Genomic DNA, 25,629 nt, shown 5'->3' with positions numbered 1-25,629 from the left:
CCACCTTTACAAGGGGGGATTGAGGGGGGTTAAACACCTTTTTTTTCTACTATTTTTATCGGGAATTTTGATATTTTCTGTGTTATCTTGTGGTGTTAATAACAGTCTTAAAGATTCTCAAGTATCAAATCAAGATTGTCGAGTCGTGCAACACGCTAGGGGTGAGACTTGTATCCCTCTTAATCCTCAACGAATTGTCACTCTCGATTTTAACTCTCTTGCGGTTATTTTGGCTTTGGATGTAAAACCGATCGCCACTTGGATAACTACTGAAATCGAAGACGATTTTCCCTATTTTCAAAATAAAACCGATGACATAGAAGTTTTGCGTAATTCATCAGGTCAGCCTAATTTGGAAAAACTTTTATCTCTTAAACCCGATTTAATTCTCGTTATTTCTCATTCATGGTTTGAGCCAATCTATGATAAATTGTCACAAATTGCACCCACTGTAATTTTGCCTTGGGAGGAAATCAAAGGAGATTGGAAACAACATCTTCAGGAGGCTGGAAGGGTTTTTGATCAAACGGAAAAGGCGAATCAATTAATGGATGATTATGATAATCGTATTCAAGAATTGAAAGGTTTAATGGGCGATCGCCCCCCGAAAATCTCATTTATGTTTGTTGCTGATGGGCAAATCGTCATTACTCGTCAAAAATCCTTTGCTGGTGGTATTTTACATGAGTTAGGATTTTTAAATCCCCTCTTTACTGACTCTGGGGATAATGACTTGCCCATTTCTGAGGAAATATTACCTACTATTGATAGTGATATTCTTTTTGTCGCACCATTGAAAAAGGATGATCGATCGGTGATTGAAAAACTACAACAAAAGCCTTTATGGTCAAAAGTCAAAGCAGTACAAAATAATCAAGTATATGTCGTGGATTTTTCCGTGTGGCGTGGGCTTAATATTTTTGCCGCCCATGAAGTGCTTAATGATCTTGAAAAATATCTTGTAAATACTCCTTAAAATTATGGCTAAACATACTTTATTTGTCTGTAAATCCTGTCATCGCGCCTCCCAAGAGCGTCCCGAAAATCCCCCTTTTGATGATGACATTTTCCTTGATAAATTAAACGCTTTATGCAGTGAACAATTCCTCGATGATGAGATAGAAATTCGATCTATAGGCTGTTTATGGGCTTGCGATCGTGGTTGTGTTGTCTCCGTTGGAAGTGTTGATAAACCTACTTATTTATTTGTCAATCTTACCCCAGAAGAAAGCAGTCTCCCCTTAATGGAATTTCTGCAATTATATCTCCATAGTAAAAAAGGTAATATCCCGTAGAAAAAATTACCTGAACATTTGCAGTCTGGGATTTTCGCCCAAATTCCTCCTCTTGGGTTGAGTTAAGGAAAATTTCACATTCTGATTAGGGCTAAAGCCCTTACTACGAAAGCTTTAAAAATATTTCCCCAAGGTAGAAATAGTATGATAGATAGAAATAAGATAATCAATGTAAGAAAATTATGAAAATGATCCAAGTAAAAGGCGAGATTAAACAAGGTGAATTAAAGATAAAAACTCCACTAGAAATGAGTGATGGAGAAGTTGATTTAATTATCTTCAAACAAAGTCAAGAAGCTGAGGAGTTTCAAACTATGCGTCAGTTAGCCAAAGAAAACGGTTATGATTCTAGGGAAAAAATTATGGACTTAATTCATCAAGTTAAGTTAGAAATGCTCGAAGAAAAAGGTAGAACTAAATAATGTTTAATCTTCAGCGTTTATGTCTTGATACAAATGTTTATATTATTGGCATTGAGGATGTAGATTCTCCAGAGGCTAAAATACTGAAAGCCATCGGATATTTTGGCAAAGACAACACTACCATTGATGCTGAAATTATTTTATCCCATGAAGTAATAGACCAAATTAGACGTGTGGGTAAATATTTATGGAATAAGGATAAAACGGGTTTTGCTATTAGTTTAATTTGGTCAAGATTGAATTTTCATTACGTTGATGTTGATTTTAGGTGGCGTGAATTGTCTTCCAAAATTGTTTCTCAAGGAGTTATCCCTACAGAAGATGTGGAAATATACTTAACGGCTAAATTAGGCTTATGTGATTGTTTTGTTTCATCAAATCGAGGCTTAATTAAGGCTATTGCAGATTTTGAATGTTTAACCCCTTCTGAATTTGTTAATAAGTATTTTGAGAGTATCAACTAATTATGGCGAAAACTAGGGTTTTAGAACCGGTTTGAAAAGTGGTAATTTTGACTTGATTTTGAATATTGATCCCCTCTATCCCCTTGAAAAAGGCGAAAATACAATGAAAATCCCTTGTTTATTAAGAAAGATTTAGGAGGATTTCAAACTTTTAAAACAACTTCATTAAACATCACTATTAATTTATCTAACTATGTCATCAAAAAATCATCCCCTTTTCAGACTATTAAAATACAGTAAAAACTATCAAACTCAAATCTCGATCGCAACTATTGCCACTATTTTAAATACTATATTCGATCTTGCCCCTTCCTACTTGATTGGTGTAGCAGTAGATATTGTGGTGTTAAAAGAAGATTCATTTATTGCTCAATGGGGTTTCACTAATACCATTACTCAATTAGCCATTCTCTCTTTGATTACTCTATTGGTATGGAGTTTAGAGTCACTGTCAGAGTTTATTTATGAGCGTCTGTGGCGTAATTTAGCTCAAACTTTGCAACATGAATTAAGATTTGATGCCTATAGTCATTTACAAGAATTAGAATTAAGCTATTTTGAAGAACGATCAACGGGTACGCTATTATCTATCTTAAATGACGATATTAACCAACTGGAAAGGTTTTTGGATTCGGGTGCGGAAAGTATTATTCGCTTTATCACCACCATAATTTTTGTAGGTGGTTCTTTTATACTAATTGCTCCCCAAGTGGCATGGTTAGCTATTTTACCTATTCCTTTTATTTTATGGGGATCATTGGCATTTCAAAAACGACTTGCCCCTCTTTATGCAGATGTAAGGGATAAAGCAGGATTGATTAATACTCGTCTAGCTAACAATATTTCGGGCATTGCAACCATCAAAAGTTTTACCGCCGAAATTTATGAACAATCGAGGGTAAAAAATGAAAGCGAAGCCTATCGCCGTAGTAACCGAAGTGCGATCGCCCTTTCTTCTGTTTTTATTCCTGCTATTCGTTTAATCATCGTCATGGGGTTTATCGCAACCTTATTTTTTGGGGGGGTTGCTGTCAGTCAGAATCAATTAACCGTAGGCACTTACGGCTTTATGGTGTTTATCGTTCAATATCTTTTATGGCCTTTTGCTACTTTAAGCGAATTGATGGATCAATATCAAAGGGCAATGGCTTCTATTCGGCGAGTCATGGGTTTACTTGATACTCCTATTAGGATTCATTCAGGAAATAAAACCTTCTCCACACCAATAAAGGGGGAAATTTCCATCGTCAATGTGAATTTTGCTTATGACAATGGGGTAAAAGTGCTAAAAAATTTATCCATGGACATTCGAGCTAAGAGTAATATCGGTATTGTCGGGGCAACAGGTTCAGGAAAAAGCACTTTAGTTAAATTATTACTAAGATTTTATGAAATTGATCACGGAGAAATTACCATTGATGGTGTTAATATCCAAGAATTATATTTACATGATCTCAGAAAGGCGATCGCATGGGTAAGTCAGGATGTGTTTTTATTTCATGGCACGGTAGCTGAAAATATCGCTTATGGTAACTTTGACGCTACTTTAACAGAAATCATCCAAGCGGCCAAATTAGCAGAATGTGATGACTTTATTCAACAATTACCCCAAGGATACGATACCATCGTAGGAGAAAGAGGGCAAAAACTTTCAGGAGGACAAAGACAACGCATTGCGATCGCCAGGGGCATCCTAAAAAATCCCCCTATTTTAATCTTAGATGAGGCTACCTCCGCAGTGGATAACGAAACCGAAGCCGCTATCCAAAAATCGTTGCAAGTGATTACTAAAGATAGAACAACTATTGCCATCGCCCATCGTCTTTCAACTATAAGGAATTGCGATCGCATTTATGTCATGGATAAAGGGCAAATAGTCGAGCAAGGAAAACATGAAGAATTATTAGCATTAGAAGGAATTTATCATAGCCTTTGGGCGGTGCAGTCGGGAATTAATTAGGGGTTTACTGAATAGGTCTCAAACTCTTACCTACCAAAAGATTAACATCATAACAGGTGTTCTTCAAAATGGGTTATAATCGTTTCCAACTCAATAAAACCGCAGTGCGATCGACAATTCTTCGACTAAAATAAAATCCCTAGGGCGACAATAACCATTTAAGAGGGTAGCGAAGGGTAGGTTTTAGGTTTCAGGTTTCAGGTTTCAGGTTTCAAGTACATGAATAGTATTTTGTCTTTACGAAATAAATAGCCAGACATATTACATATTATCTCAAAATGTTGATAATACAATAGTTTTGCCTATTATTTGAACCATTGAGTAAATAGAGATAATGATAAATATTAGTGGATACAAAATCTAACACCTAACACCTGCTACCTGCTACCTATAAGGTTTTTAGAGTTATTATCCCTCCTTCAGCTTTAACTCTTAGCCCCGAATTCTGAGAGTTAATCTTGCACTAATCAAGAATATTTGCCACTTTACTGCTAACTAAAATAATTATAGTGGCACTTATTGCGATCAAGAAAGCCATACCACTACCTGAAGGTAAGGAATATTGTGATTGTAGCAAAGGTTCAAAAATGCGATCGCTCAATACTCCTGCGGTTAAACTAGAGCAAGTTGTAACTAGAATACCAATGAGATAATCAGCACCAAAAACCCTACCTTGTAAATGATGAGGAATTTTAGCATACCATATAGCCATATAAGAACTCATCATCAAAGGGTGATGAAACGACCATGCAAATCTTGCTATAATCCAAAAACTAGGTAAAGAAGCTAAAGCCAAAATTAAGATACTTATTCCAGTGCCTAAAAAACCCGTAAAAATACCTCGTCTAAGTTTTTTGAATCCTCCCCACACACTAACTATTAATCCCCCCACTACTCCACCCAAACCTCCTCCAGCTACCACTATGCCCAAAATTTGGCTATTACTGTCAGTTTTGGCTAATATCATCGGTTGATATAGAGTTTCGCTAATATCATTGAAAAAGCTAAATAAAGATACCATTATCACCATTGATAACAATTCAGGATGGGAGTAAATATAACGAAATCCAAAGGTTAAATTGGAGAGGTGATTAACTTTTTCTTGATCTTGTTTGATAGTATGAGGAATATGGATCATCAGGATAAAACAAAATGCGATCGCAAATGTTCCCATATCAATTAAGGTAATACCGAATAAACCTATCAGGGGAAATAAAACACCAGCCAAAGCTGGGGAAATAATCCCCGCACCGTAAACCACCATCGCTCCCATACTACTAGCACGAGTGTGATGTTTTTCGGGCAAAATCAGGGGGATAAGGGTAGAGTAGGTAAGAGATTGAATATTACCAAAGCAACCAATAACCGAAGCAATGAGATAAATATGCCATACTTGCAGAGTCCCCAAAAAGGCGAGAATCCCTACGGAAATAGTACAAAATGCCGAACCTGTATCGCTGATAATTAATAATTGTTTGCGAGAGGTTCGATCGATTAAAATACCCGTTAAAGGAGTAATGATCACTTGGGGTAATTGATAAAATACAAGGATAAGTGCGATCGCAGTGGCAGATTCGGTTTTTTGCCACACCCATAGAGTGAGGGTAAAGTAAGTCATGGCACTACCCACGGCGGAAAATAATTGCCCTAACCAAAGAATAATAAAGGTTTTCACATTAAAAAATATCTCACGCAAAGGCGCAAAGGGTTATAATTTTGGTAGTAGTTGTGTTTTAAGCTCGTTAAGGTATAATTCTGTGCCGATCGCACCTGTTAAACCAAGACACATATAAGCAGGAATATAATAAACTCTCCCTTCTTTACTAGCTTCTAAAGATTGGGCGATTTCGTTTTTTGCCCATGCTTGTTGTGTCTCAGTCAGTTGATGTTGTGCAAAATTGTCTATATCCTTGAGGGTTTCTGGTTGGCTGAAGTTATACCCTAACAAGATGATGGAGTCCGCTTTTTCTAATTGAGGTAAAATTTCAAGGGAAATAGGGGTGCGAGTATCAGGCTGAGAAGGGTTCGATTTCGGTGGCGATACCAGTTGAAACCCTAAATCCTTCACCAATGAACTACAAAGCCCCCTTGAATTATCAGAAATTAATTCTTGTAATCCTTTCGCATAGAGTAAAAGCACTTTCGGATGTTTCTTGACTACGGGAGCAAATTCTGTTTTTGCCTTTGCTATTTGAGCTTGAGTTGTTTGTAATAGTTCTTCCGCTTGAGTTTCACGGTTAACTGCTTGGGCGATCGTCTTCATATTTTCCATTGGTTTATCCCAATCTAAAATGAGAGTAGGAGCGATTTTTGATAACATTTCGTATTGACTAGCGTTATTGATTTCAACCCCTAAAATCAAGTCTGGTTTAACCTTTAAAATCTGTTCAATATTGGGAGTATAAGCAATACCCACATTAGTCATGGACTCATTGATATACTTTCCTAAATAGGGGATTTGTTCTAAAGGATTGGTATAATCTTTGGTATAAAAACCGATATGATCAGCAAAAGCAATGGCTTGAACTTGTAAAGCTAAAAGAGGTTCTAAAACATTAGGCCCCAATGCTACAATTCTTTTTGGTTCATCACATATCTTCGCTTCCCCCATTTGATGGCTAATCGAACGACAATTATCATCATTATTATTAGAGATAGAAGTAGAAGTATTCCTAGTACAAGAAATTAAGAAAAAACCAATAATTAGCCGAAAAAAATAGTTAAAGTTTCTCATATAAATAATTCTTAATATTGACCATAAAATTAAACCAATTACTTTGACAAAAATAAATTGATGGACTTTGAAATTATCAGCAATATTACTGAAATTGAAAACATAGCTGTTGGTAATTCAATTCGAGATCTCGATCGTCTTCGTAAGATTTATGGTGGAAAGCGTTGGCGTAAACTCAAGGGCATAGCAACAATTCGTTTAACGAATGGTAAAATTAGAAAAGCAGAAATACATTGGTACGAAGCACATGGCATTGGCAAAAGAGAAATAAAAAGAAAACGTTATTTAGATTAAGACTATGAAAAATTATCAATTTGCAGTCTGTTTAAACAATCAAAATTATCCTGCCTCCTTAGAATTACATAAAATTTATCGTGTTATTCCTGATGAAGAAGCACAACTCGATGGAGATTTAAGAATCATTGATGAAAGTGGAGAAGATTACTTATATCCTGCCACTTATTTCTCACTAATTGAGTTACCCATCGATGTCCAAAAATCCCTCTTAGTAGTAGCTTAAAACTTAATCGACACCGAACCAATCACTGTCAAAGGTTGCCCAAAAGCATTACCAAAATTTCGAGAATTAAAAGTACTACTGATATACTTAACATCAAAAAGATTATTAACATTAAGGGCAATACGCCAATCTTCCTGATTATAAAAAACAGCCATATTCGTCACAAAATAATCCCCTACTTTGTAACTGTTAGCTAAATCACCGTAGCGATCGCCCACATAGTTAAAACCTAAACCAAATCCTAAACCTTTCACATCGCCTTCTTGAAACTCATAAGTAGTCCATAATCCAGCACTGTTATAAGGGGCATTAAATAAACGATTACCTACAGGGATAGTATTGTCTTTAGTAACTCTGGCATCGGTATAAGCATAGTTTGCAATAATTCTCCAACCGGGTAAGATTTCCCCTGCTATATCAAGCTCAAACCCCTGAGAGCGCTGTTCCCCTGAAAGTACGGAAAACAGAGGATTCACTGGATCTGCCGTTACCACATTTTGCTTAGTAATATCAAAATAAGCTAAAGTAGTAAACATTTTTCCTTCTAAAAATTCTGCTTTTACCCCTACCTCAAAACCTTCTGCCGTCTCTGGCTCAAAGGCGTTACCCTTAGAATCTGAACCAAAATTAGGCTTAAAGGATTGGGAATAATTACCATAAATTGATACGGTTTCTATGGGCTTATAAATAAATCCCACCCTTGGACTCCATTTATTGTCTGATCTGTTTACTGAGGTTGCGTCATAGTTCGGATTAATACGAAAATCGATCACATCATAACGAATACTACCGACTAAAATAAATTTATCTCCGAAATTAACCTGGTCTTGCAGAAATACTCCATAGCGATCGTACTGAGTATCAAAGGGTGCGAAAGGTTCTAACTCACTTAAATCAGGGCGAGGAATAGCCCCATAAACAGGATCAAAAATATTAAATAAAACTGGAGTACTAAAATCAACTCTCGTATATTGCTCATCAAAACGATTAAAATTTAAGTCTAATCCCGCTAAAAGAGTATGTTTCACCGAACCTGTCTTAAAATTCCCTACCACATTGGTTTGAATGGTATAATCATCGGAACGATAAGAGCGATCAGCATAAAATAAACTAATATTACCCGTCTTTTCATCCACAAAAAATGGCAATAAGGGGAACACATTATAATTCTGATTAATGTAACGAAAACCATGATTAAAAGTCCAGTCATCGTTAAATTCATGTTTAAAATCATAGCCAACGTTGATAGTGGTATTTTTTAATGTATCATCAAGCTCACCGACAACTCGACTAGATGGCACATTAAATACTCCTTTTCCTCTTGCCGGAATACCTAAGTCAAAGGGGTTTTGCTCATCAGTATATTCTAAAAGCACCGTAAAACTGGTTTTGTCACCAATATCCCACGTTAATACAGGAGCAATAAAAAGTCTTTGAGTATCCACCGTAAAATCTCGGAAACCTGCATCATTAAAGTAGGCAAAGTTTAAACGATAACGCAATGATTTGTCTTCCGTTAAAGGGCCTGAAATGTCGATCGTCGGACGAATAAGAGTATAACTTCCTACCTGTAAACCTACCTCATAAAACGGCTCAAATAACGGTCTTTTGGTGACTAAATTAATAATACCCCCTGGATCGTTTTGTCCATAAAGTACGGAAGAAGGCCCCTTTAATACCTCTACTCTTTCCACGTTAGCGGTTTCTTGAGTGCCAAGATTATCATTTACTCGAAAACCATCCCGCAAAATTGGCCCTCCCGTAAAGTTATCGCTAGTAAATCCCCTAATGGTAAGGCTTGTACTAGCACCGAAAGGACTTAAACGTCCAATCACGTTACTAACATTGCGCAAAGCATCGTCCACCCGAATCACCTGTTGATCTCTTAATACTTGTTGAGGTACAACTTGAATTGATTGAGGTGTATCAAGAATTGGCGTATCTGTGCGAGTTGCGGTACTTGCTGAGGGTACAAAATAATTATTTTCCTGCTGTGCTTCTGCGGTAGCGATGATTTCGATCGAACTCTCTGTTTCCCCTGTAGATGTGCCTTGTTTAGCAGTTAAAATCGTCTCTGATAGGCTTGTTTGAATGTCCACAACGGGGGGAGCGTTTGTACCTGTAATACTTACTCTGACTCGATTATCGGGCAGATTGACCACATTAATTAAAGCAATACCTTCCACTGGATTACTAAGTAAAAATTCTTCTCCCGTTGCCAGATTAAGCACGACGTTAGGAATATCCGCAATAAGAGCATTTTCTGTAATGGTAATCTCAGGAGATGATAATTGCTCATTAGTTTGTAATAAAAGGTTAATACCTTCTTCTGTTTGTGTTACTTCAATATTGTTAATTTCAATAATGTTATTCTGTGTCGTTTCTGCTGGAGAGTTATTGATAATATTTTGCTCGATAATATTAGTTTCCTGTGCCAACACCGATGGACAGAATAAACTGACTGTAAGTACTGTCATTGAAAGATTTTGCCCAATTTTCTTCATTTTATTTTTTGCCTCACTTACCCTAATTAATGCAAATATTTATTATTAGTCAGTAAATGATAGGGGATTTAAGCAAGACTAATCTTTGTGAAACGGACTTTTTTCTTTGTGAAACAGACTTTTTTAGCAATTAGTCAAAAAATTTATAGTTGAACCGATTTAATTAAAAATTATTATCAATAAACTTGAAATTTCGTTTACAATGAATAACGTTATTTTCTTCACTGAGTCATTATCTATCAATTATGACTATTATTATTACTCCTGAAGATAATCAAATTCTATGGGAAGAAACGCTCAAAAATACTTATGTGGATTCTTTAGACTGTAACGATATTACCTATCCTTTTTCATCCATAATGGGGGATGGTTACAGCAGAGAAATAAAATTGACAAGGGGATTAACTATAGAGATTCTCAATTGTGATATTACTCAACACTATTTACTTAAAAATAATGAGACGGCAAGAGACAATATCATATTTCATTTTCATCTTTTTGGCTATCATCAAGACTTAGATACGATCGTTAATAATCAAGAATTTGCTTTATATGGCACTGGTTTTGTACCTCAACAAATTAATGAAGTGCCTCCTCAAAAGGTTTTAGAAGTGAATATTCACGTTGATACGGAAAGATTAATCTCTTATATTGGGAGTAAAGATGGAGAATTACCAAAACCGTTACATAACTTTATTAAACCCCTTACGAGACAAAGTTATGCCTGTGTAGGGAAAGTTACCCCTATGTTAGAAGGGATTTTATGGCAAATATTACGTTGTCCTTTTCAGGGTATCACAAAGCGTATATATCTTGAGGCAAAAGCCTTAGAATTAATTGGTTTAGTCATAGCTGAACAAATAGAAGCATTATCTCAAGAATCTTGTTATCCTAAAAGTTCGATCGAGCAGTGCCGTTGTACGATCGCCCGTATTCATTCAGCAAAAAGCATACTCCTTGCAAATCTGCATCAACCCCCATCCATCGCAGAATTAGCCCGACAAGTGCAGTTAAACGAATATACTCTAAAGCAGGGTTTTAAAGAAGTTTTTAAGACTACTATTTTTGACTACTTACGCAACTATAGACTACAACAGGCAAAGCAGTTATTGGAAACAGGACAAATGGGAGTAAAAGAGGTGATGAATGCGGTAGGATATTGTGATCGACATCATTTTGCTATGGCTTTTCGGAAGAAATTTAATGTCAATCCAAGAGATTATTTAAAGGGTTATCGATTCTAGCTGTAAAGGTAATTTCTCTTGCAAAGACGCAAAGAAAGGTACAAAGTTTTTTTGTCATCTAAGGTGATACTCAATTTTCCCCACCAAAAAAATTCCCTCTACCCCACCAAAGTCTCTTGCATTGTCATAGGGTAATCAGTAACCTATTGTTTATTGCAAATTATTCTAAATATTGGTGTGAGAAAAATGACACAACAACCCCCTAAATACTTCCCGAAGCGATCGCTCTTAATCACCTTCGTTATCACTATTTTCTCTATATTTGATTCTCCTCCAACGAAAGCTAATGAGAATAGTTTATTAATTTCTGAGATTAAAACTAATGTTAAGCAGTCATCATTTATTGATAATAATTTAAAACAGTCTGATATTTTAAGAGTAGGTGATTTACCTTCTATTTCTCAAAAAGCAGAGCAACTTTTAGCACAAGATATAGTACAAGTAACAGGAGTGAAAATAGAACCCTCTGAGACAGGATTACAAATTATCCTTGACACAGAATCTCGATCAAATCTACAACCTTTGATATATAGTCAAGAAAATACTCTCATTATCGACATTTTAGAAGCAGTTTTAGCCCTTGCTGATGGTGATGAGTTCAATGTTGAAAATCCTACCAATGACATTACTACAATTCGGGTAACACCCTTAAATTCTAATGCCATAAGAATTACCATAACGGGTAAAACAGGGATTCCCACTGCTCAGGTTATACCCTCAGACAATAATTTAGTTTTGAGTGTAACGGCTGATAGTCAAACCGCCTCTGAGACAGAAATTGAAATTGTGGCAACCCAAGAAGGGCAACAAGAAACAGGCTATTTTGTTCCCAACTCCTCTACTGCTACAAGAACAGATACACCCTTACTTGATGTTCCTCAATCGGTTCAGGTAGTACCACAACAAGTATTGCGAGATCAACAAATCACTCGTTTAGATGATGCCCTGAGAAATGTGCCGGGGGTAACTCAAAATTTTGGACCTGGTTCTGCTGTTTACTATAGAATTAGGGGTTTTGAAGCCTTAGATAATAATTTTCTCAGAAATGGATTACCTGATCCGGGGGCGGGGGAATTAGTAGAACTTTCGAGTATAGAGCAGGTTGAAGTGTTAAAAGGGCCAGCATCGGTATTATTCGGTTTTGGGAATCCCGGAGGTACAATTAATTTAATCACCAAAAGCCCTTTATCTGATCCTTTTTATCAGGTTGATGCTAGTTTTGGCAGTGAGAATTTTTATCGAGGTGCGATCGACTTTTCTGGCCCCTTAAATGACTCAAAAACGTTACTATATCGTTTCAATACGGCTTATCGTAACTCAGGAAGTTTTATTGATGATTATACTAGCGAATTTTTTGGCATCTCTCCTGTGATTGATGTAAAGATAGGCAATAATACTAGCCTAACAGTAGAAGGAGATTATTTGATTGCGACAGACTATTTTCGTCCTCCCGGAGTGCCGACAGTGGGTACTGTGTTATCTAATCCTAATGGAAAAGTCCCCCGTAATCGTAACCTAGCTGAACCAAATGATATAACTGAGCAAAAGGTAACGAGAATCGGCTATAGACTAGAACATAAATTCAGCGATAATTGGTTATTACGCAACGCTTTTGCTTATAACTATCGTGACTATTACGATAAATTACATTTGCCTAGTGGTTTAGAGGCGGATGGTAGAACTTTGAATCGTTTTTATCGTGAGTATGAATTTGATAGCACGGCTTATAGTTTGACAACCAATGCCATTGGTAAGTTTTCCATGGGTTTAACTAAGCATGAGTTGTTAATGGGAATAGATATAAACCGTTTTGAAAATAAAACCCCCAGTTTTAGAGGTACAGCAGGTTCACCCATTGATATATTTAACCCTGTTTATGGGCAACCAATTCCCGTGCTTACAGGTGACAATTTTAGTGATACAACCATAACAAAATCATTAGGGATTTATCTACAAGATCAAATTACTTTCACTGAGCAATTAAAATTTGTCTTAGGGGTTCGTTTTGACACTTTTGATCAAACCTACGAAAATTTTACAGCCAATACAGAAAGTAGTAGTTCTGATAGTGCTTTTAGTCCTCGTTTTGGTATTATTTATCAACCCATTCCCACAGTTTCTATTTACGGTAGTTATATAAGTTCTTTTGCTCCTGCTTATGGTGCATTTCTCTTTGATGGAGCTTTAAATAATTCTTTTGAACCTCAACAGGGTGGACAGTTTGAGATTGGGGTAAAAACCGATTTTAGCGATCAACTTTCTGCAACTCTCGCATTTTATGATATAATCCTTCGTAATGTTTTAACGGAAGATCCTAATAATCCGGGCTTTCAAATTCAAACAGGAGAGCAAAACAGTCAGGGATTTGAATTTAGCTTAACGGGGGAAATCTTGCCGGGATGGAATATTATTGCAGGTTATGCTTATACCAATGCTAAAATTACTCAAGACAATACTTATCCCGTAGGTAATCAATTACCGAATACGCCTTACAATTCCTTTAACTTATGGACAACCTACGAACTGCAAGAAGGTGATTTACAGGGGTTAGGCTTTGGTTTAGGCTTCTTTTATATGGGCGATCGCCAAGGAGATTTAAGCAACACTTATACTGTACCGATTTATTTTCGCACGGATGCCGCCATTTTCTATAATCGAGATCAATTTAGAGTTGCCCTTAATTTCCGTAACTTATTCGACATAGAATACTTTGAATATGGAGTAAATTCAACCCGTGTTCAATACGGACAACCCTTTACCGTCTTAGGTAGCCTTTCTTGGAAATTTTAATAAACTTAGCGAACTTCTTTGCGCCTTTGCGCCTTTGCGTGAGATTATTCACAATTTAATAAATCGCAACCAAGATCTCTGTTTTACGGGTATTGATTTTGAAAATAATTATGAGATATTTTTGCCGTTGGTTAATATTGGGCTTAATTGGATTTATTCTCGTTACCGCCTGTCATCATACATCCCCTTCCTCACCACTAACGGGAGATTGTCGCATAATACAGCATAGCATGGGAGAAACTTGTGTTCCCCAAAATCCTCAACAGGTGGTTACTTTATCCTTAGCGACTTTAGGAAATACGATCTCCCTTGGAGTAAAACCCATTGCCACCACTAATGAAGTTCATCAAGGCAACCCATCTGTAACATTTGTATCAGGAAACCCTGAAGGAGTCAAACTTATTGGGCTGAAAGAGCCTAATTTAGAGATATTATCTCAACTTAAACCAGATTTAATCATCGGGGCAGATTGGTATAAAGGGATTTATCCTCAACTATCTCAAATTGCACCAACGGTTTTAGGGGAATTAAATTACACTCATTGGGATAGGCATTTAAGTTTTATTGCTGAAGCATTGGGGAAACAAGAAGCGGAAAAAGCTCTTTGGGCTAATTATAACCAACGGATAAAGGATTAAAATTAGCATTAGGCGATCGCTATCAAGATAAAACGGTATCATTTATTTATTTTGGACGAGATAAAATCCATATTGATGCTAAAAATTCCTTTGCTGGTTTAATTTTAGAAGATGCTGGTTTAAAACGCCCTGATTCACAAAATCAAGATGCTCCCTATGGTGCATTACCTATATCTTTAGAGGAGTTAAATAAAGCAGATGGAGATATTTTATTTGTCACAACTTATTCCGATGATGGTACTAAAATTTTAGAAGAAATTAAAAATAATCCCCTATGGCAAAATCTGAAGGCGGTTAAGTTCGATCGAGTTTATTATGTTAATTTTATGGCATGGGGAGCAAGTCATATTTTAGGTACAGATGGAGTTATTGATGATCTTTTTAAATATCTAGGAAATATTCCTTCCTGATCTTAAAAACCAGATTACTGTATAGCATTCCTAGGTTTGTTGTCAAAAAGGATACGATACCATCGTGGGGGAAAGGGGGCAAAAACTCTCAGGAGGACAAAGACAACGGATTGCGATCGCTCGTGCTATCCTGAAGAATCCACCTATTTTAATCTTAGATGAGGCTACCTCGGCGGTGGATAACGAAACCGAAGCCGCTATCCAAAAATCGTTACAGGTAATTACTAAAGATAGAACAACTAATGAATAGTAAATCAGAAATCTTTTAACTTTCTTAAAAATTGTAAAAAACTTAGCGAACTTCTTTGCGTCATGAGTGCCTTTCCGTGAGACAAAAAAATATGACTTATTAATATTAAAAGTGCGGTAATAGTATTCTCATTTTCTATTAATTTTTCACTTGCTTAATTGATAACTTTTTGGACTTTGGGCGAATTTGCGTCTAAATGCTGTGCTAAAGGCTTCAGGGTTGGAATAGCCTACGCTATGGGCAATTTGGGCAATAGTTAAGTTAGAATTTCTTAATAATTCTTGGGCTTGTTCCATGCGATAATTATACAAATAACCGAATACCGTTGTGCCGAAAAGTTGTTTAAATCCTTGTTTTAAGGTGCGATCGTTTAAGCCTACTTTTTGGGATAATTCTTTTAATGAAGGGGGATTAAGATAAGATTTAATTAAAATATCTTTGGCATATTCTACTCGATCGAGATCTTCTTTTTTAATACTTAATTTTTGAGAAGAAACACTGGATAAATCACAACTATTAAATTGCAGGGAAAATAATTCTAAGGCTTTACTTTCTAAATATACTTGCCTTGTTAAACCATGATAAGGACATTGATAAATTTGATGTAAGGCTCTGACTATTTCTGGGCTGTTTTTTCCTAAAGATAGATGAAATTTAGAAGTGCGATCGCCTCTTATTAACTTTTGTAAAGAGGTTGTTTTTTCTTCTGTACAAAAACTATGAAAATAATGTATAGGTGCATAAATACTAATTATTCTAATTTCTGTCTTGCAAGACCATTTTTCTATTTCCGTTAAATCAGGTAGATGGTAAAGATAATTTTCTCCCTTCGATTCTGTGTATTCAGACTTAATTTCAGAAGTATTTAGTGTTTCCACCATAGACATTCCAGATAGATAAAAATGAGCTGTCAAAGGAAAAGCACTTTCATGTCTTCTTTCCAGATACATTGTATCTTTTAATTGTACTTTAATAATTTCAATTGTTAATCCCCCTCTTAAATTAATCTGGCGGTTATATCCTTTTCCAACTCTAGGGGGAAGATGAATAATTGTCTCTTCATTATTATTTTCAAAAGAAAATTCATTCCAATTCACTACTCTCTCGCTCTTTTGAGAATAATTAGGCAAAAAGATAATTGTATTGGGGTCAAATTGAAAAGAATCATCCATGTCATATACAAGAATATTCCTAATTATTGTAACGGGGGATTATCGGAATCATTTTCCTCAAGATTAGTCTCTTTTGTTGGTGTTTCAGAAGGTAATGTTTCCTGTTGATTTTGTTCTAATTCCTGCTGTTTTCTCAATTCTTCCTCTCTTTTTTCTCTTTCAATTCTTGCTTGTGCTTCCCTTTCCTGTCGCTCTTTTTCAAGCTGTCTTTGACGCTCTAATCTTTCTTTTTCAAGCTGTGCTTGTCTTGCTTGACGCTCTTTTTCTTGTTCTAATCTCGCTTGTCTTTCTGCCGCTTCTTTTTTCTGACGAGCGATGCGATCGAATTCTGAACCCGCTACGGTAAAGTTAATACTAACCTGCACCGAAGCATTATTCACACCGGGAGAAGAAAAACGCATTTTTCTCGCCGCTAGCAATGCCTGTCGATTAACCTCTCCGTTACTATGAGAACCAACCACACTAACCCCTAAAACATTACCATTGCTATCAAGGTTAACTTTAACAGTTGCTTTACCCTCCACCCCTTGTAATGCAGAAGGATACTCAGGATTACAATTACTAATACATTTAATACTTTCAGGCGGGGGAGGAGTCGGTTTTGCTTGGGGGCGTGATGGTACGGATTGACTAGTAGCGGCAATATTACTGGGAATGCCAGATACAGTATTTTGGGAGTTATTATTGCTGGTTTGACTACTGCCACGACTTAAACTATTTCTTAAATTACCGACTTCTTCTCCTTGACTACTACTAACGGCACTGGGAGTATTGTTACTACTACGAGATAATCTTCCACTGGAAACGGGGGTGTCTTGGGTAACACGGGCAACGGTGGAAGACTGACCATTATTACGACTTTCTGCCCTTGGGGATGAGTTTAAACTACTACTTAAAGAATTACTATTATCGTTGATGGGTTTTACTGCACGGGGAATATTATTTTTGACTGGTGCATTACTGGTTAAAACCTCTTGAGATGGAGAAATAGGGGATTCAGGCGATGGAGTGATTGAAGGTTGAGGAGTTGTTTCCGTAATCTGCTCTGGTTTTGGGTTATTTTCAATTGCTTCTGATGTTTTTTGAGGTTGCGGAGTAGGATTTACTCTAGCAACTTCTTGCATAGGAGGATTTGGTTTTGTTTCTCTCTTATTCACCGTTGGTTGCGGTGGTACTTCTCTTGTTTGAGGTAAGGGGGGTTTTACAGTTTCTAATTTTGGTTGAGGTTTTTCTTCTGGCTGGGGTTTTTCTTCTGGCTTAACTTCAGGCTCTTGTACAACGATAAATTCAATAGGCTTAGTTTCTTCCGTTAAGGGTTTTTCGATCGAGTTTAGAACTCTAAACATAATACCATGAAGTGCGATCGAACCTAAAACCCCAATGGCAAGAAGTTTTCTTGTTTTTTTTATTTCCTGTTGACGTTGCTCAATACAAGTTACTGAATAAGTCATGATGAATTAATTATTTTAAAGTGAATCAGGCTGTTTTATGACGAAGAAGGCTTTTTTTACTAACCCTCATTTTGCTAATCTTTTTTAACTTTATCGATATATCTTTGCGTTAAAATCTAAACTTTGTTATAGTAAAATATTAAATTAATTAATAATAATTTGCAACTATTTAAAGCAAGTCAATGTCCACAATTGAACTATTAAAAGCAGGGGGTATTGTTTCAATTCCTCTATTGGTCTTTTCTGTGATCACAATAGCTTTGATCATAGAACGTTTTTGGTTTTGGCTGAGGATAAAGTCGAGAGAAAGAGTTTTAGTGAAAGAAGTATTAAAAATTTATCCCTCAGATTGTGTAACAGTGATTAATAAATTAAGAAAAAATCTTGATTTACCCATTGCCAGAATCTTTTTAGAATCTCTTGAATTAGAAAATGCTAATGCTACTGAGTTTCGTTTAGCTTTAGAGACTGCTACCCAAGCAGAGTTACCCTTATTGAAAAGATTTAACACTTTTTTTCAAACAGTCATTACTGTTGCACCATTGCTAGGATTACTCGGCACAATATTAGGTTTAATTCAATCTTTTGCTTCCCTAGATTTGGGCAATACAGGAGGCACAAACACCGCCGGAGTTACAGGGGGTATCAGTGAAGCATTAGTTTCTACCGTAATGGGCTTAGTGGTAGCTATTGTTACTTTGATGTTTGCTAACGTCTTTCGCTCTTTTTATTTACGCCAAATCGCTTTAATTCAAGAATATGGTGGACAATTAGAACTTTTGTATCGTCGTTTCTACGAAAAAGGAGGAGAAGAGAAAGCCTATGCGAATACCTGATGAGCAAGATGTGCAAGGGGAAATTAATATAGTACCAATGATTGATGCTATTTTCTCAATTTTGGCGTTCTTCATTATATCTAGTATTTCTTTAATTAGATCAGAAGGTTTGCCCGTTAATTTACCTTCCGCAAAAACAACGGAATCTCAAAAAGTTGCTCAAATCAATGTTACTATTCAGCCTGATGGCAAAGTTTTTTTAAACAAGCAACCGATAGAAGTTAATGGTTTGCAAGGGGCAGTTACAAAACTAATCCCCAACAGTGAGCAGAGCATGGTAATTATTAACGCCGATGAAAAAGTATCTCATGGAATAGTTGTATCGGTGATGGATGAATTAAGACAAATTAAAGGGGTTGGTTTAGCTATTTCTGCAAAGAAAAAATAAGGCTTTTAAATAGGGGTTGATGAGAAAGTGGTGTAAAGAGTTTAAGCTACAGTCCAAAATATCTATGAATCAGAGACTTTAGCAAGGATAATGATTTTTCATAAATTGCTATTTTTATCAATTATTTTGATGCAGATAAGGGTAGATTTCAGGTTTCAGGTTTCAGGTTGCAGGTGTTAGGGATAGGGGGATGAGGAGATGAGGGGAGAGGGGGAAACAAGTAATTAGTTCAGAGTTCAGAGTTCGGAGTTTTTAATTCTTAATTCTTAATTTTTCCTTTGCCCTTTTACTTTGCACATTGCCCTTTTTGTTATCACTCATAGACGAAAATTTATCCTTAACTCAGGTAAATATAGATTTTTAGGATTTTATTGCGCTTAAAATCCTTGTTTGAAAAGGGTTTCGATTGCCAACAGTAAAGCCTAGATAGTTATTGTGGAATAAAAAGCCGTTTTTGAGTTAGCTGTAGGATAAACGCTCACTAACCGCTATACGGCACAAAACACAAATACAAATAATATTCTTAGTGTACATGATTTGACTTCTACTGTTAGATTCGAGACTTGCCAGATTTTTTTCCACTTATACTAGCAAATATTTGCAATAACTGTTATTTTAATATAGATATTCTAAACAAAACACAAATACAAATAATATATGAAAATGAATCATAGATTATTGCTAGGTAGTTCAGCCCTTGCATGGGGTTTAATTCTGTTATCTAACCCTCAAGCTCAGGCTCAAACATCCACTGATAAATACTATAATAATTCTCAACAACTATCACTTACTGTTAAAGATTTAAGTCAAGAAAAAACAGAAGCCAAATGGTTAGTACAAAATAATATTATTACCATTACAGATATTGAAATAAACGATACAGATTCTGGATTACAATTAATCATAGAAGGCGATCGCACCTCTGAATTACAACCCTTGATTTTCCCCTTTGAAAATACTCTAATTGTAGAATTTATCGAAGCGAGATTAGAGACAGATTTTCGAGAGACGGATATTAGCGAGGAAATTACCGCCATTGAAGGGGTGAATTTAGAAAATGGAGGCGTAAGAATCACTGTTACGGGTAAAAATAACCCTCCCTCCGCTCAAATTATCCCTTCTGATAGTAATTTAGTATTATCTGTTACCCCTGAAAGTAGTGTAGCAAGTGAAGAAGGAGAAGAAGAAGCCCAAACCATAGAATTAGTGGTAACGGCAAATAGAGCGCAAGAGGAAGAGCAAAAAGTTCCTCGCTCGATTACAGTAATCAATCGTCAAGAAATTGAACAACAAAGTAAAATAAGCAGAGATTTAGGGGAAATTTTGCCTAAATTAGTGCCGGGGTTAGCTCCTTCTACCCAAACATCAAGTATTTTTGGTCAACCTTTACGAGGAAGAAATGTTGGGGTTTTAATTGATGGTGTACCTCAAAGTACTAATCGTAATGCTCAAAGGGATTTACGCAATATTGATCCTAGTTCCATTGAAAGAATTGAAATTTTGCGTGGGCCTAGTGCTATCTATGGGGATGGTGCAACAGGGGGTTTGATTAATATTATTACTCGTCAAGCAGAAGATCAGCCTTTTGTTGCTAGAACTAATATTGGTTTTGACAGTATTTTAACTAATTTTGCTGACAGTTTTGGCTTTAATGTGGAGCAGTATTTTGGTGGTAAAAGTGAGGGCTTGAGTTACGTTTTCAACACCTCCTATAGCACTACGGGAGGATTTTTTGACAGTGAGAACGATCGCATCCCTCCAGATCCTCAAGGGCAAGGGGGTTTAGCGGATTTGAACACCTTTAATATTTTGGGTAAAATCGGTTATGACATTGATGAAAACCAAAAAATACAGTTTAGTATCAGTTACTATGATGATCAACAAAATAGTAAATATACATTAGATCCCACTCCTTCAGGACGTAAAGCAGAAGCGAGAAGGGGTTTAAGATTGCCAAATCAGCCGAATACAGAAAACTTGGTTTTAAACCTTAGCTATAATAATCAATCCCTTTGGGGAAGTCGCCTTTCTTCTCAGCTATATTATCGGGATTACTCAACCCGTTTTTTCCCATTTGATTTACGCAGTAGTGCCGCCTTCGGCAACAATGTCTTACAATCAGAAGTACAGTCAGAAAAAATTGGTACTAGATTCGACATTGACAGTCCTATTTTGCCCGATGATCAACTAAATATTCTTTGGGGTTTAGACTATTTTCACGAAGACTCATCCCAACCTGCTGATATATTTGATTCCCAAGTTTTTGCCCGCAGTGATGGTTTAGTATTCCAAAAAACTGGTTCTGGCTTTTTATCCCCTCCTACAGGACAAGATAATATTGGTTTATTTGCACAATTAAGATGGCAACCCATCGAGCAATTTTCCCTTAGTGGTGGTATTCGTCAAGAATTTGTTGATGTGAGCGTTAATAGTTTCACTACTTTGGGAGGTAATCGAGTACAAGGGGGTAATTTGAATTATGATGCGACTCTCTTTAATATCGGTGGAGTTTATGCTTTCAATGATAATATCAATGTCTTTGCTAACTTTGCTCAAGGTTTTTCCATTGCTGATGTGGCGAGGGCTTTGCGTACTGCTCCTAATGCTTCAAGGGTTACACAATTAAATCCTGCCGCCCAAAAAGTAGATACCTATGAGGTAGGAATTAGAGGTAATTGGGATAATGTTCAAGCCTCTTTAGCTTATTTTTACAGTTACTCTGATTTGGGTACAACTTTTGATGCTGATTTTGATATTATCCGAGATCCTCAAAGAATACAAGGTATTGAAGGAGATATTAACTATGATATTAATGAGGATTGGAGTATTGGCGGAACATTGACATGGACGACTGGATGGCGCGATCCTGAAGGTAATGGAGATTTTGATACTCCTTTGGGTAATACCCTAATTCCTCCTGTGAAGCTAACAGCTTATGTTGAAAATCAAACTACTGATACATGGCGTAATCGTTTACAATTCTTGTATTCTGGCGATCGCAATCCGTCAGGGGAAGGTTTTGATCTCGATCCTGTATATAGCTATTTTACTGCGGATTTCATTAGTAGTTTAAAACTCGGTAACGGGGAATTAAGCGTCGGCATTGAGAACTTATTTAATACGTTTTACTATCCTAATATTGCTCAAATTTATGGCGGCAGAAGTCAGAGTGCGGCCAAGGGTATGAGCTTAACGGTGGGTTATCGCTTTGAATGGTAACTTCCTGTAGGATTTGAGAGTATTGAGGGGATAAGAAAAAGGGAAAATGGAAGAAGTTTTTTTATTGCTAATTCCTCATTCTTTTCCTAGAGTACCATCCCCACAAACCTACAAAAAACATTCCTACAGAACATAAAACGTACAACAAATTCATTCCCGCACCCTTTTGCGTACCGAAAAGAGGGCTAAAAATATTATCCGTCATCATCCAAGGCTCAAAAATGCGATCGGCTAAAATACCTCCTAATAAAGCCGAAATAGCACCAACTCCCAATCTTAACCAACTACTAAAAGCAAAAATTCTTCCTTGTAAATTAGATGGAATGAGATCTAAATAAAGACCTTGACGGGTACTATAAATTAAAGGAAAATTTAAACTAGAGCAAAACTGTAATGGTAGCCAAATTAATATAGATTGACCAAAACCAAAGATTAATTTACAGATACTAGCTCCCATTATTCCTATAATAAAACCCTTAAATCTATTTTTTATTTTTCCCCAAAAAGTAATAATTAATCCCCCCATTACTCCCCCAATTCCTGCCGATGCACTTATGCTACCCAAAATAAATGTATTTCCATCGGTGCGAGAAAGAATTAATGGTTTAAAAATACTTCCTCCAATATCGTGGATAAACCAGAATAAAATCTCGATTGTTATTATTGTCAAAAAGTATTTGTTTTCTTTTAAATAAATAAATATTTCTGTTAAATTATCTGTAATTTTATTAGAATGCAATTTTATCTTTTTTTCTTTAATAGGAGTAATAATAACTGTAAAAATAGCCAAAATTAAGGTAAATAAATCTATAAATAAAATACCTGTTAAACTAATTATGGGATATAAAAAACCTGCTAATGCCGGAGCAACAATTTGTGAACCGTAATTTAGAATTGAGGTTAAACTACCTGCACGGATATAATTTTCTGGGGTAACTAAATCAGCCGTAATGCTTTCACTGGCTAAGGATTGCAGTTGAGAAAAGGGAGAAGTTATCGCAATTAATAGATAAATATGCCAAATTTCTAAACTAGAAAAAGTGTAAATTAATAATAAAATAACACTAACTGTTCCCGTTATTATATCTCCTAAAATCATTAACAATTTTCGCTCAAATCTATCAACAATAACACCCATAAATAATCCTGTAATTAAAGTTGGGGCAAGAAAAGCAAAAGAAATAAAAGCTAGTGCAGTGGCAGTGCCTGTTTTTTCCCATGCCCAAATAGTTAAGGCAAAATTAGTCATATTACTACCAATAGTTGATAATAATTGACCACTCCAAATAATTAAAAATTTCCTCACAATTAATTTACTAAAATTTTTTTCTTTTTCTTAATATCTTAAAATAACTCAAATCTACTCCATATTTCTCTTGTAGATGTACTTTTTTCTCTTGTAGAGGTACTTTTTATTTACTCTCTCAGATAGTTTACTGGGATAGTTGATTATTCTTGGTTGATAAATACCAACTCCATAAACCAATTAAAAAAAGTGCGATCGCACTTAGGGTATATAATAAACTTATTCCTGCACTTTTCCCCATACCAAAAACAAAGCTAAATATATTTTCTTGAGTCATTAAAGGGACAAAAAAATAATCAGCTAAAAAACCACCTAAACTGTAGGCAATCAAAGAAAAAATTAAAATACCCATTCGTTGAAAAGCTAAAATTTTACCTTGACTATTTAAAGGAGTTTCTCTTAACCAAATAGTGGTTTCTGCACTTCCTAAAATAGGAAAATGAAAAGAAGAAAAAAATTGGGCTATTATCCAAATAAAATATACATTACTAAATCCAAAAACTATTTTACTTACTCCTGCTCCAATCATACCAATAAAAACTCCCTTCATCGGGTGAGAAAAACCCCCTTTAGTGACAATAAATAAAGCACCTATTACTCCGCCAATACCAGCAGAAGTAGCGATATGAGAGTAAATTATTTGATCATTATTGGTTCGAGCTAAAATTAAAGGTGCATAAATAGAATCTCCCAAGTCATGAAAAAACTGGAAAAGACAAGTTATTATTAGGAGATTTTTTAAGAGCTTATTATTTTTTATATACTGATAACTACTTTTTATTTCTGTAAATAAAATAGCATTTTTATGATAATTAGATGTAACTAAATTTTCTCGATTTTTATGGTTATTAGAAGATGGTATTTGAACAAAATAAATAGTTATTAAGGCAAGAAAAAAAGTACCTATATCCACCATTAAAATTCCTTGTAAATTAATTAAAGGATATAATATTCCTGCCATTGCAGGGGCGATAATACGAGAGCCATAGCCAGATAAAAACTCTAAACTGTTGGCTCGATCGAACTGATGAGAAGGTATCATTAAGGGAATAGTTGTTGTATAGGCTAATTCTTGAATTGAACCAAAACAATTATTAATAAAAGTGGTGATATATAAATCTGTGATGGTTAATTGTTGATTTAATTGCTGAAAAAGCAGAAAAATAGTACTTAAAACGGCAACAAGATCCCCTAAAATCATTAATAATTTGCGTGTGCGTAGTGTGCCTTTAACATCGCACCTATCTACTAAGTAACCTGCTAAGGGAGCAACAAAAATTTGCGGTAATTGTTGAAAAAACCAGAGTAAAGAAAGGCTAGAGGCTTGAGAAGTAGAATCCCATGTCCAGAAAATAAGGGCAAAAGTAGTGATACGACTGCCAATTAAAGAAAAACTTTGACCAAGCCAAAGAATAATAAAAGAATAAATACTATTGTTTTTCATCCACTAAATAACGAAATAAATCATCAATTACTGCATGGGCGGCGATTAAACTAGGTACATTCCAATAGGGGGGAATTTGATATGCTTGATTTGTTTTAACTGCTTCGAGTTGTTGCCAGAGAGGATCTTTTTTTAATTTTTCTAATTGTGCTATGGCAGAGTTTTCCGTCTGTTCACTAACTCCATAAGTCCATAAAAAATAACATCCCCATCGGCTAAGGACATTTGTTCTCGACTAATTATAATTTGAAACGGAGATTTACCTTTTATCCCCTGATTTTGAAAGGCTGGACGAGATAAACCTGTATCCTCTAAAATACTCCCTGCAAAAGAGTTATTTAGATAAAGGCTTATTTGTTGAGGATAAACTCTTACTAAAGATACTTGCGTTTGAGATAATTTTGACCCCATTTTCTGTTTAAATTCGACTAATCGCCCTTGATATTTTTGCAATAACTGTTTTATTTCCTCCTGTTTTCCCAAAACTTTTCCGTAAAAAAGAAGGTTTTTCTGCCATTCTCCATTTGTTTCCCCCTCATCTCCTTATCTCCCTAACACCTGCAACCGTCAAACCTGACACCT

The 25,629-nt window shown here is 35.7% G+C and carries 21 protein-coding genes and 2 pseudogenes; 15 read left to right on the top strand and 8 right to left on the bottom strand.

All coding sequences use genetic code 11. The annotated features are described in order from the left end of the window. Positions 1 to 79: 79 nt before the first annotated feature. The 5 genes from CYAN10605_RS10215 to CYAN10605_RS10195 all read left to right on the top strand — a co-directional run bounded on the left by CYAN10605_RS10215 (position 80) and on the right by CYAN10605_RS10195 (position 4,141). Positions 80 to 976, top strand: coding sequence for an iron-siderophore ABC transporter substrate-binding protein (locus CYAN10605_RS10215; protein WP_206536250.1), 897 nt, complete (start codon positions 80 to 82; stop codon positions 974 to 976). Positions 977 to 980: 4 nt separating this feature from the next. Continuing rightward, complete coding sequence (locus tag CYAN10605_RS10210) at positions 981 to 1,295, top strand: DUF1636 family protein (protein WP_015219861.1); 315 nt, start codon at positions 981 to 983, stop codon at positions 1,293 to 1,295. A gap of 188 nt (positions 1,296 to 1,483) precedes the next feature. Next, the gene (locus tag CYAN10605_RS10205) at positions 1,484 to 1,717 is read left to right on the top strand and encodes a hypothetical protein (protein WP_241212760.1); all 234 of its coding nucleotides are present in this window, start codon (positions 1,484 to 1,486) and stop codon (positions 1,715 to 1,717) included. Beyond that, complete coding sequence (locus tag CYAN10605_RS10200; RefSeq protein ID WP_015219859.1) at positions 1,717 to 2,181, top strand: PIN domain-containing protein; 465 nt, start codon at positions 1,717 to 1,719, stop codon at positions 2,179 to 2,181. The genes CYAN10605_RS10205 and CYAN10605_RS10200 overlap by 1 nt, the downstream gene beginning before the upstream one ends. 193 nt (positions 2,182 to 2,374) lie before the next feature. Then, a complete protein-coding gene (locus CYAN10605_RS10195) occupies positions 2,375 to 4,141 on the top strand; it encodes an ABC transporter ATP-binding protein (RefSeq protein WP_015219858.1) in 1,767 nt (588 codons plus the stop codon). Between the two features lie 463 nt (positions 4,142 to 4,604). On the opposite strand, the gene CYAN10605_RS10190 is transcribed toward CYAN10605_RS10195, so the two are convergent. Next, positions 4,605 to 5,837, bottom strand: coding sequence for an MFS transporter (locus CYAN10605_RS10190; protein WP_015219857.1), 1,233 nt, complete (start codon positions 5,835 to 5,837; stop codon positions 4,605 to 4,607). A 12-nt stretch (positions 5,838 to 5,849) separates the two neighbouring features. Next, positions 5,850 to 6,875 (bottom strand): iron-siderophore ABC transporter substrate-binding protein, encoded by a 1,026-nt coding sequence (locus CYAN10605_RS10185; protein WP_015219856.1) that lies wholly within the window; start codon positions 6,873 to 6,875, stop codon positions 5,850 to 5,852. 60 nt (positions 6,876 to 6,935) lie between these two features. Between CYAN10605_RS10185 and CYAN10605_RS10180 the strand changes: the two genes are divergently transcribed. After that, positions 6,936 to 7,169: a hypothetical protein gene (locus CYAN10605_RS10180; RefSeq protein ID WP_015219855.1), complete on the top strand. Its 234-nt coding sequence runs from the start codon at positions 6,936 to 6,938 to the stop codon at positions 7,167 to 7,169. A 4-nt stretch (positions 7,170 to 7,173) separates the two neighbouring features. After that, complete coding sequence (locus CYAN10605_RS10175) at positions 7,174 to 7,395, top strand: hypothetical protein (RefSeq protein WP_015219854.1); 222 nt, start codon at positions 7,174 to 7,176, stop codon at positions 7,393 to 7,395. On the opposite strand, the gene CYAN10605_RS10170 is transcribed toward CYAN10605_RS10175, so the two are convergent. Then, positions 7,392 to 9,872: a TonB-dependent siderophore receptor gene (locus tag CYAN10605_RS10170; protein ID WP_241212759.1), complete on the bottom strand. Its 2,481-nt coding sequence runs from the start codon at positions 9,870 to 9,872 to the stop codon at positions 7,392 to 7,394. The genes CYAN10605_RS10175 and CYAN10605_RS10170 overlap by 4 nt on opposite strands. Positions 9,873 to 10,144: 272 nt before the next feature. Between CYAN10605_RS10170 and CYAN10605_RS10165 the strand changes: the two genes are divergently transcribed. From CYAN10605_RS10165 to CYAN10605_RS10150, 5 genes and pseudogenes are all read left to right on the top strand, one after another. Then, on the top strand, positions 10,145 to 11,143 hold the full coding sequence (locus CYAN10605_RS10165; RefSeq protein ID WP_015219852.1) for a helix-turn-helix domain-containing protein: 999 nt from the start codon (positions 10,145 to 10,147) through the stop codon (positions 11,141 to 11,143). Positions 11,144 to 11,329: 186 nt separating this feature from the next. Next, a complete protein-coding gene (locus tag CYAN10605_RS10160; RefSeq protein WP_015219851.1) occupies positions 11,330 to 13,933 on the top strand; it encodes a TonB-dependent siderophore receptor in 2,604 nt (867 codons plus the stop codon). A 110-nt stretch (positions 13,934 to 14,043) separates the two neighbouring features. Beyond that, on the top strand, positions 14,044 to 14,571 hold the full coding sequence (locus CYAN10605_RS19305; protein ID WP_083887254.1) for an ABC transporter substrate-binding protein: 528 nt from the start codon (positions 14,044 to 14,046) through the stop codon (positions 14,569 to 14,571). 44 nt (positions 14,572 to 14,615) lie between these two features. Next, the gene (locus CYAN10605_RS19440) at positions 14,616 to 14,981 is read left to right on the top strand and encodes an ABC transporter substrate-binding protein (RefSeq protein ID WP_083887281.1); all 366 of its coding nucleotides are present in this window, start codon (positions 14,616 to 14,618) and stop codon (positions 14,979 to 14,981) included. 46 nt (positions 14,982 to 15,027) lie between these two features. Next, positions 15,028 to 15,222, top strand: a pseudogene (locus CYAN10605_RS10150) (ATP-binding cassette domain-containing protein); the annotation flags it as partial. Between the two features lie 155 nt (positions 15,223 to 15,377). Here CYAN10605_RS10150 and CYAN10605_RS10145 read toward each other — a convergent pair. Next, entirely contained in the window at positions 15,378 to 16,403 is a 1,026-nt protein-coding gene (locus tag CYAN10605_RS10145) for an AraC family transcriptional regulator (protein WP_015219850.1), read from the bottom strand. A 23-nt stretch (positions 16,404 to 16,426) separates the two neighbouring features. After that, the gene (locus CYAN10605_RS10140; protein WP_015219849.1) at positions 16,427 to 17,854 is read right to left on the bottom strand and encodes an energy transducer TonB family protein; all 1,428 of its coding nucleotides are present in this window, start codon (positions 17,852 to 17,854) and stop codon (positions 16,427 to 16,429) included. Positions 17,855 to 18,036: 182 nt separating this feature from the next. On the opposite strand from CYAN10605_RS10140, the gene CYAN10605_RS10135 reads away from it, so the two are divergent. From CYAN10605_RS10135 to CYAN10605_RS10125, 3 genes are all read left to right on the top strand, one after another. Continuing rightward, a complete protein-coding gene (locus CYAN10605_RS10135; protein ID WP_015219848.1) occupies positions 18,037 to 18,690 on the top strand; it encodes a MotA/TolQ/ExbB proton channel family protein in 654 nt (217 codons plus the stop codon). Further along, positions 18,677 to 19,078, top strand: coding sequence for an ExbD/TolR family protein (locus tag CYAN10605_RS10130; protein WP_015219847.1), 402 nt, complete (start codon positions 18,677 to 18,679; stop codon positions 19,076 to 19,078). Before CYAN10605_RS10135 ends, CYAN10605_RS10130 begins: the two co-directional genes overlap by 14 nt. Before the next feature lie 663 nt (positions 19,079 to 19,741). Continuing rightward, positions 19,742 to 22,297, top strand: coding sequence for a TonB-dependent receptor domain-containing protein (locus CYAN10605_RS10125; RefSeq protein ID WP_015219846.1), 2,556 nt, complete (start codon positions 19,742 to 19,744; stop codon positions 22,295 to 22,297). Between the two features lie 67 nt (positions 22,298 to 22,364). On the opposite strand, the gene CYAN10605_RS10120 is transcribed toward CYAN10605_RS10125, so the two are convergent. From CYAN10605_RS10120 to CYAN10605_RS17860, 3 genes and pseudogenes are all read right to left on the bottom strand, one after another. After that, positions 22,365 to 23,606: an MFS transporter gene (locus tag CYAN10605_RS10120; RefSeq protein ID WP_083887253.1), complete on the bottom strand. Its 1,242-nt coding sequence runs from the start codon at positions 23,604 to 23,606 to the stop codon at positions 22,365 to 22,367. A gap of 124 nt (positions 23,607 to 23,730) precedes the next feature. Beyond that, positions 23,731 to 25,047: an MFS transporter gene (locus CYAN10605_RS10115; protein WP_015219844.1), complete on the bottom strand. Its 1,317-nt coding sequence runs from the start codon at positions 25,045 to 25,047 to the stop codon at positions 23,731 to 23,733. A 150-nt stretch (positions 25,048 to 25,197) separates the two neighbouring features. Further along, a pseudogene (locus CYAN10605_RS17860) lies at positions 25,198 to 25,569 on the bottom strand (ABC transporter substrate-binding protein); the annotation flags it as partial. Positions 25,570 to 25,629 lie beyond the last annotated feature (60 nt).

Source organism: Cyanobacterium aponinum PCC 10605, assembly GCF_000317675.1.
Taxonomy (GTDB): domain Bacteria; phylum Cyanobacteriota; class Cyanobacteriia; order Cyanobacteriales; family Cyanobacteriaceae; genus PCC-10605.
The sequence above is the reverse complement of the archived record's forward strand: the minus strand, read 5'-3'. Positions and strand labels throughout refer to the sequence as shown.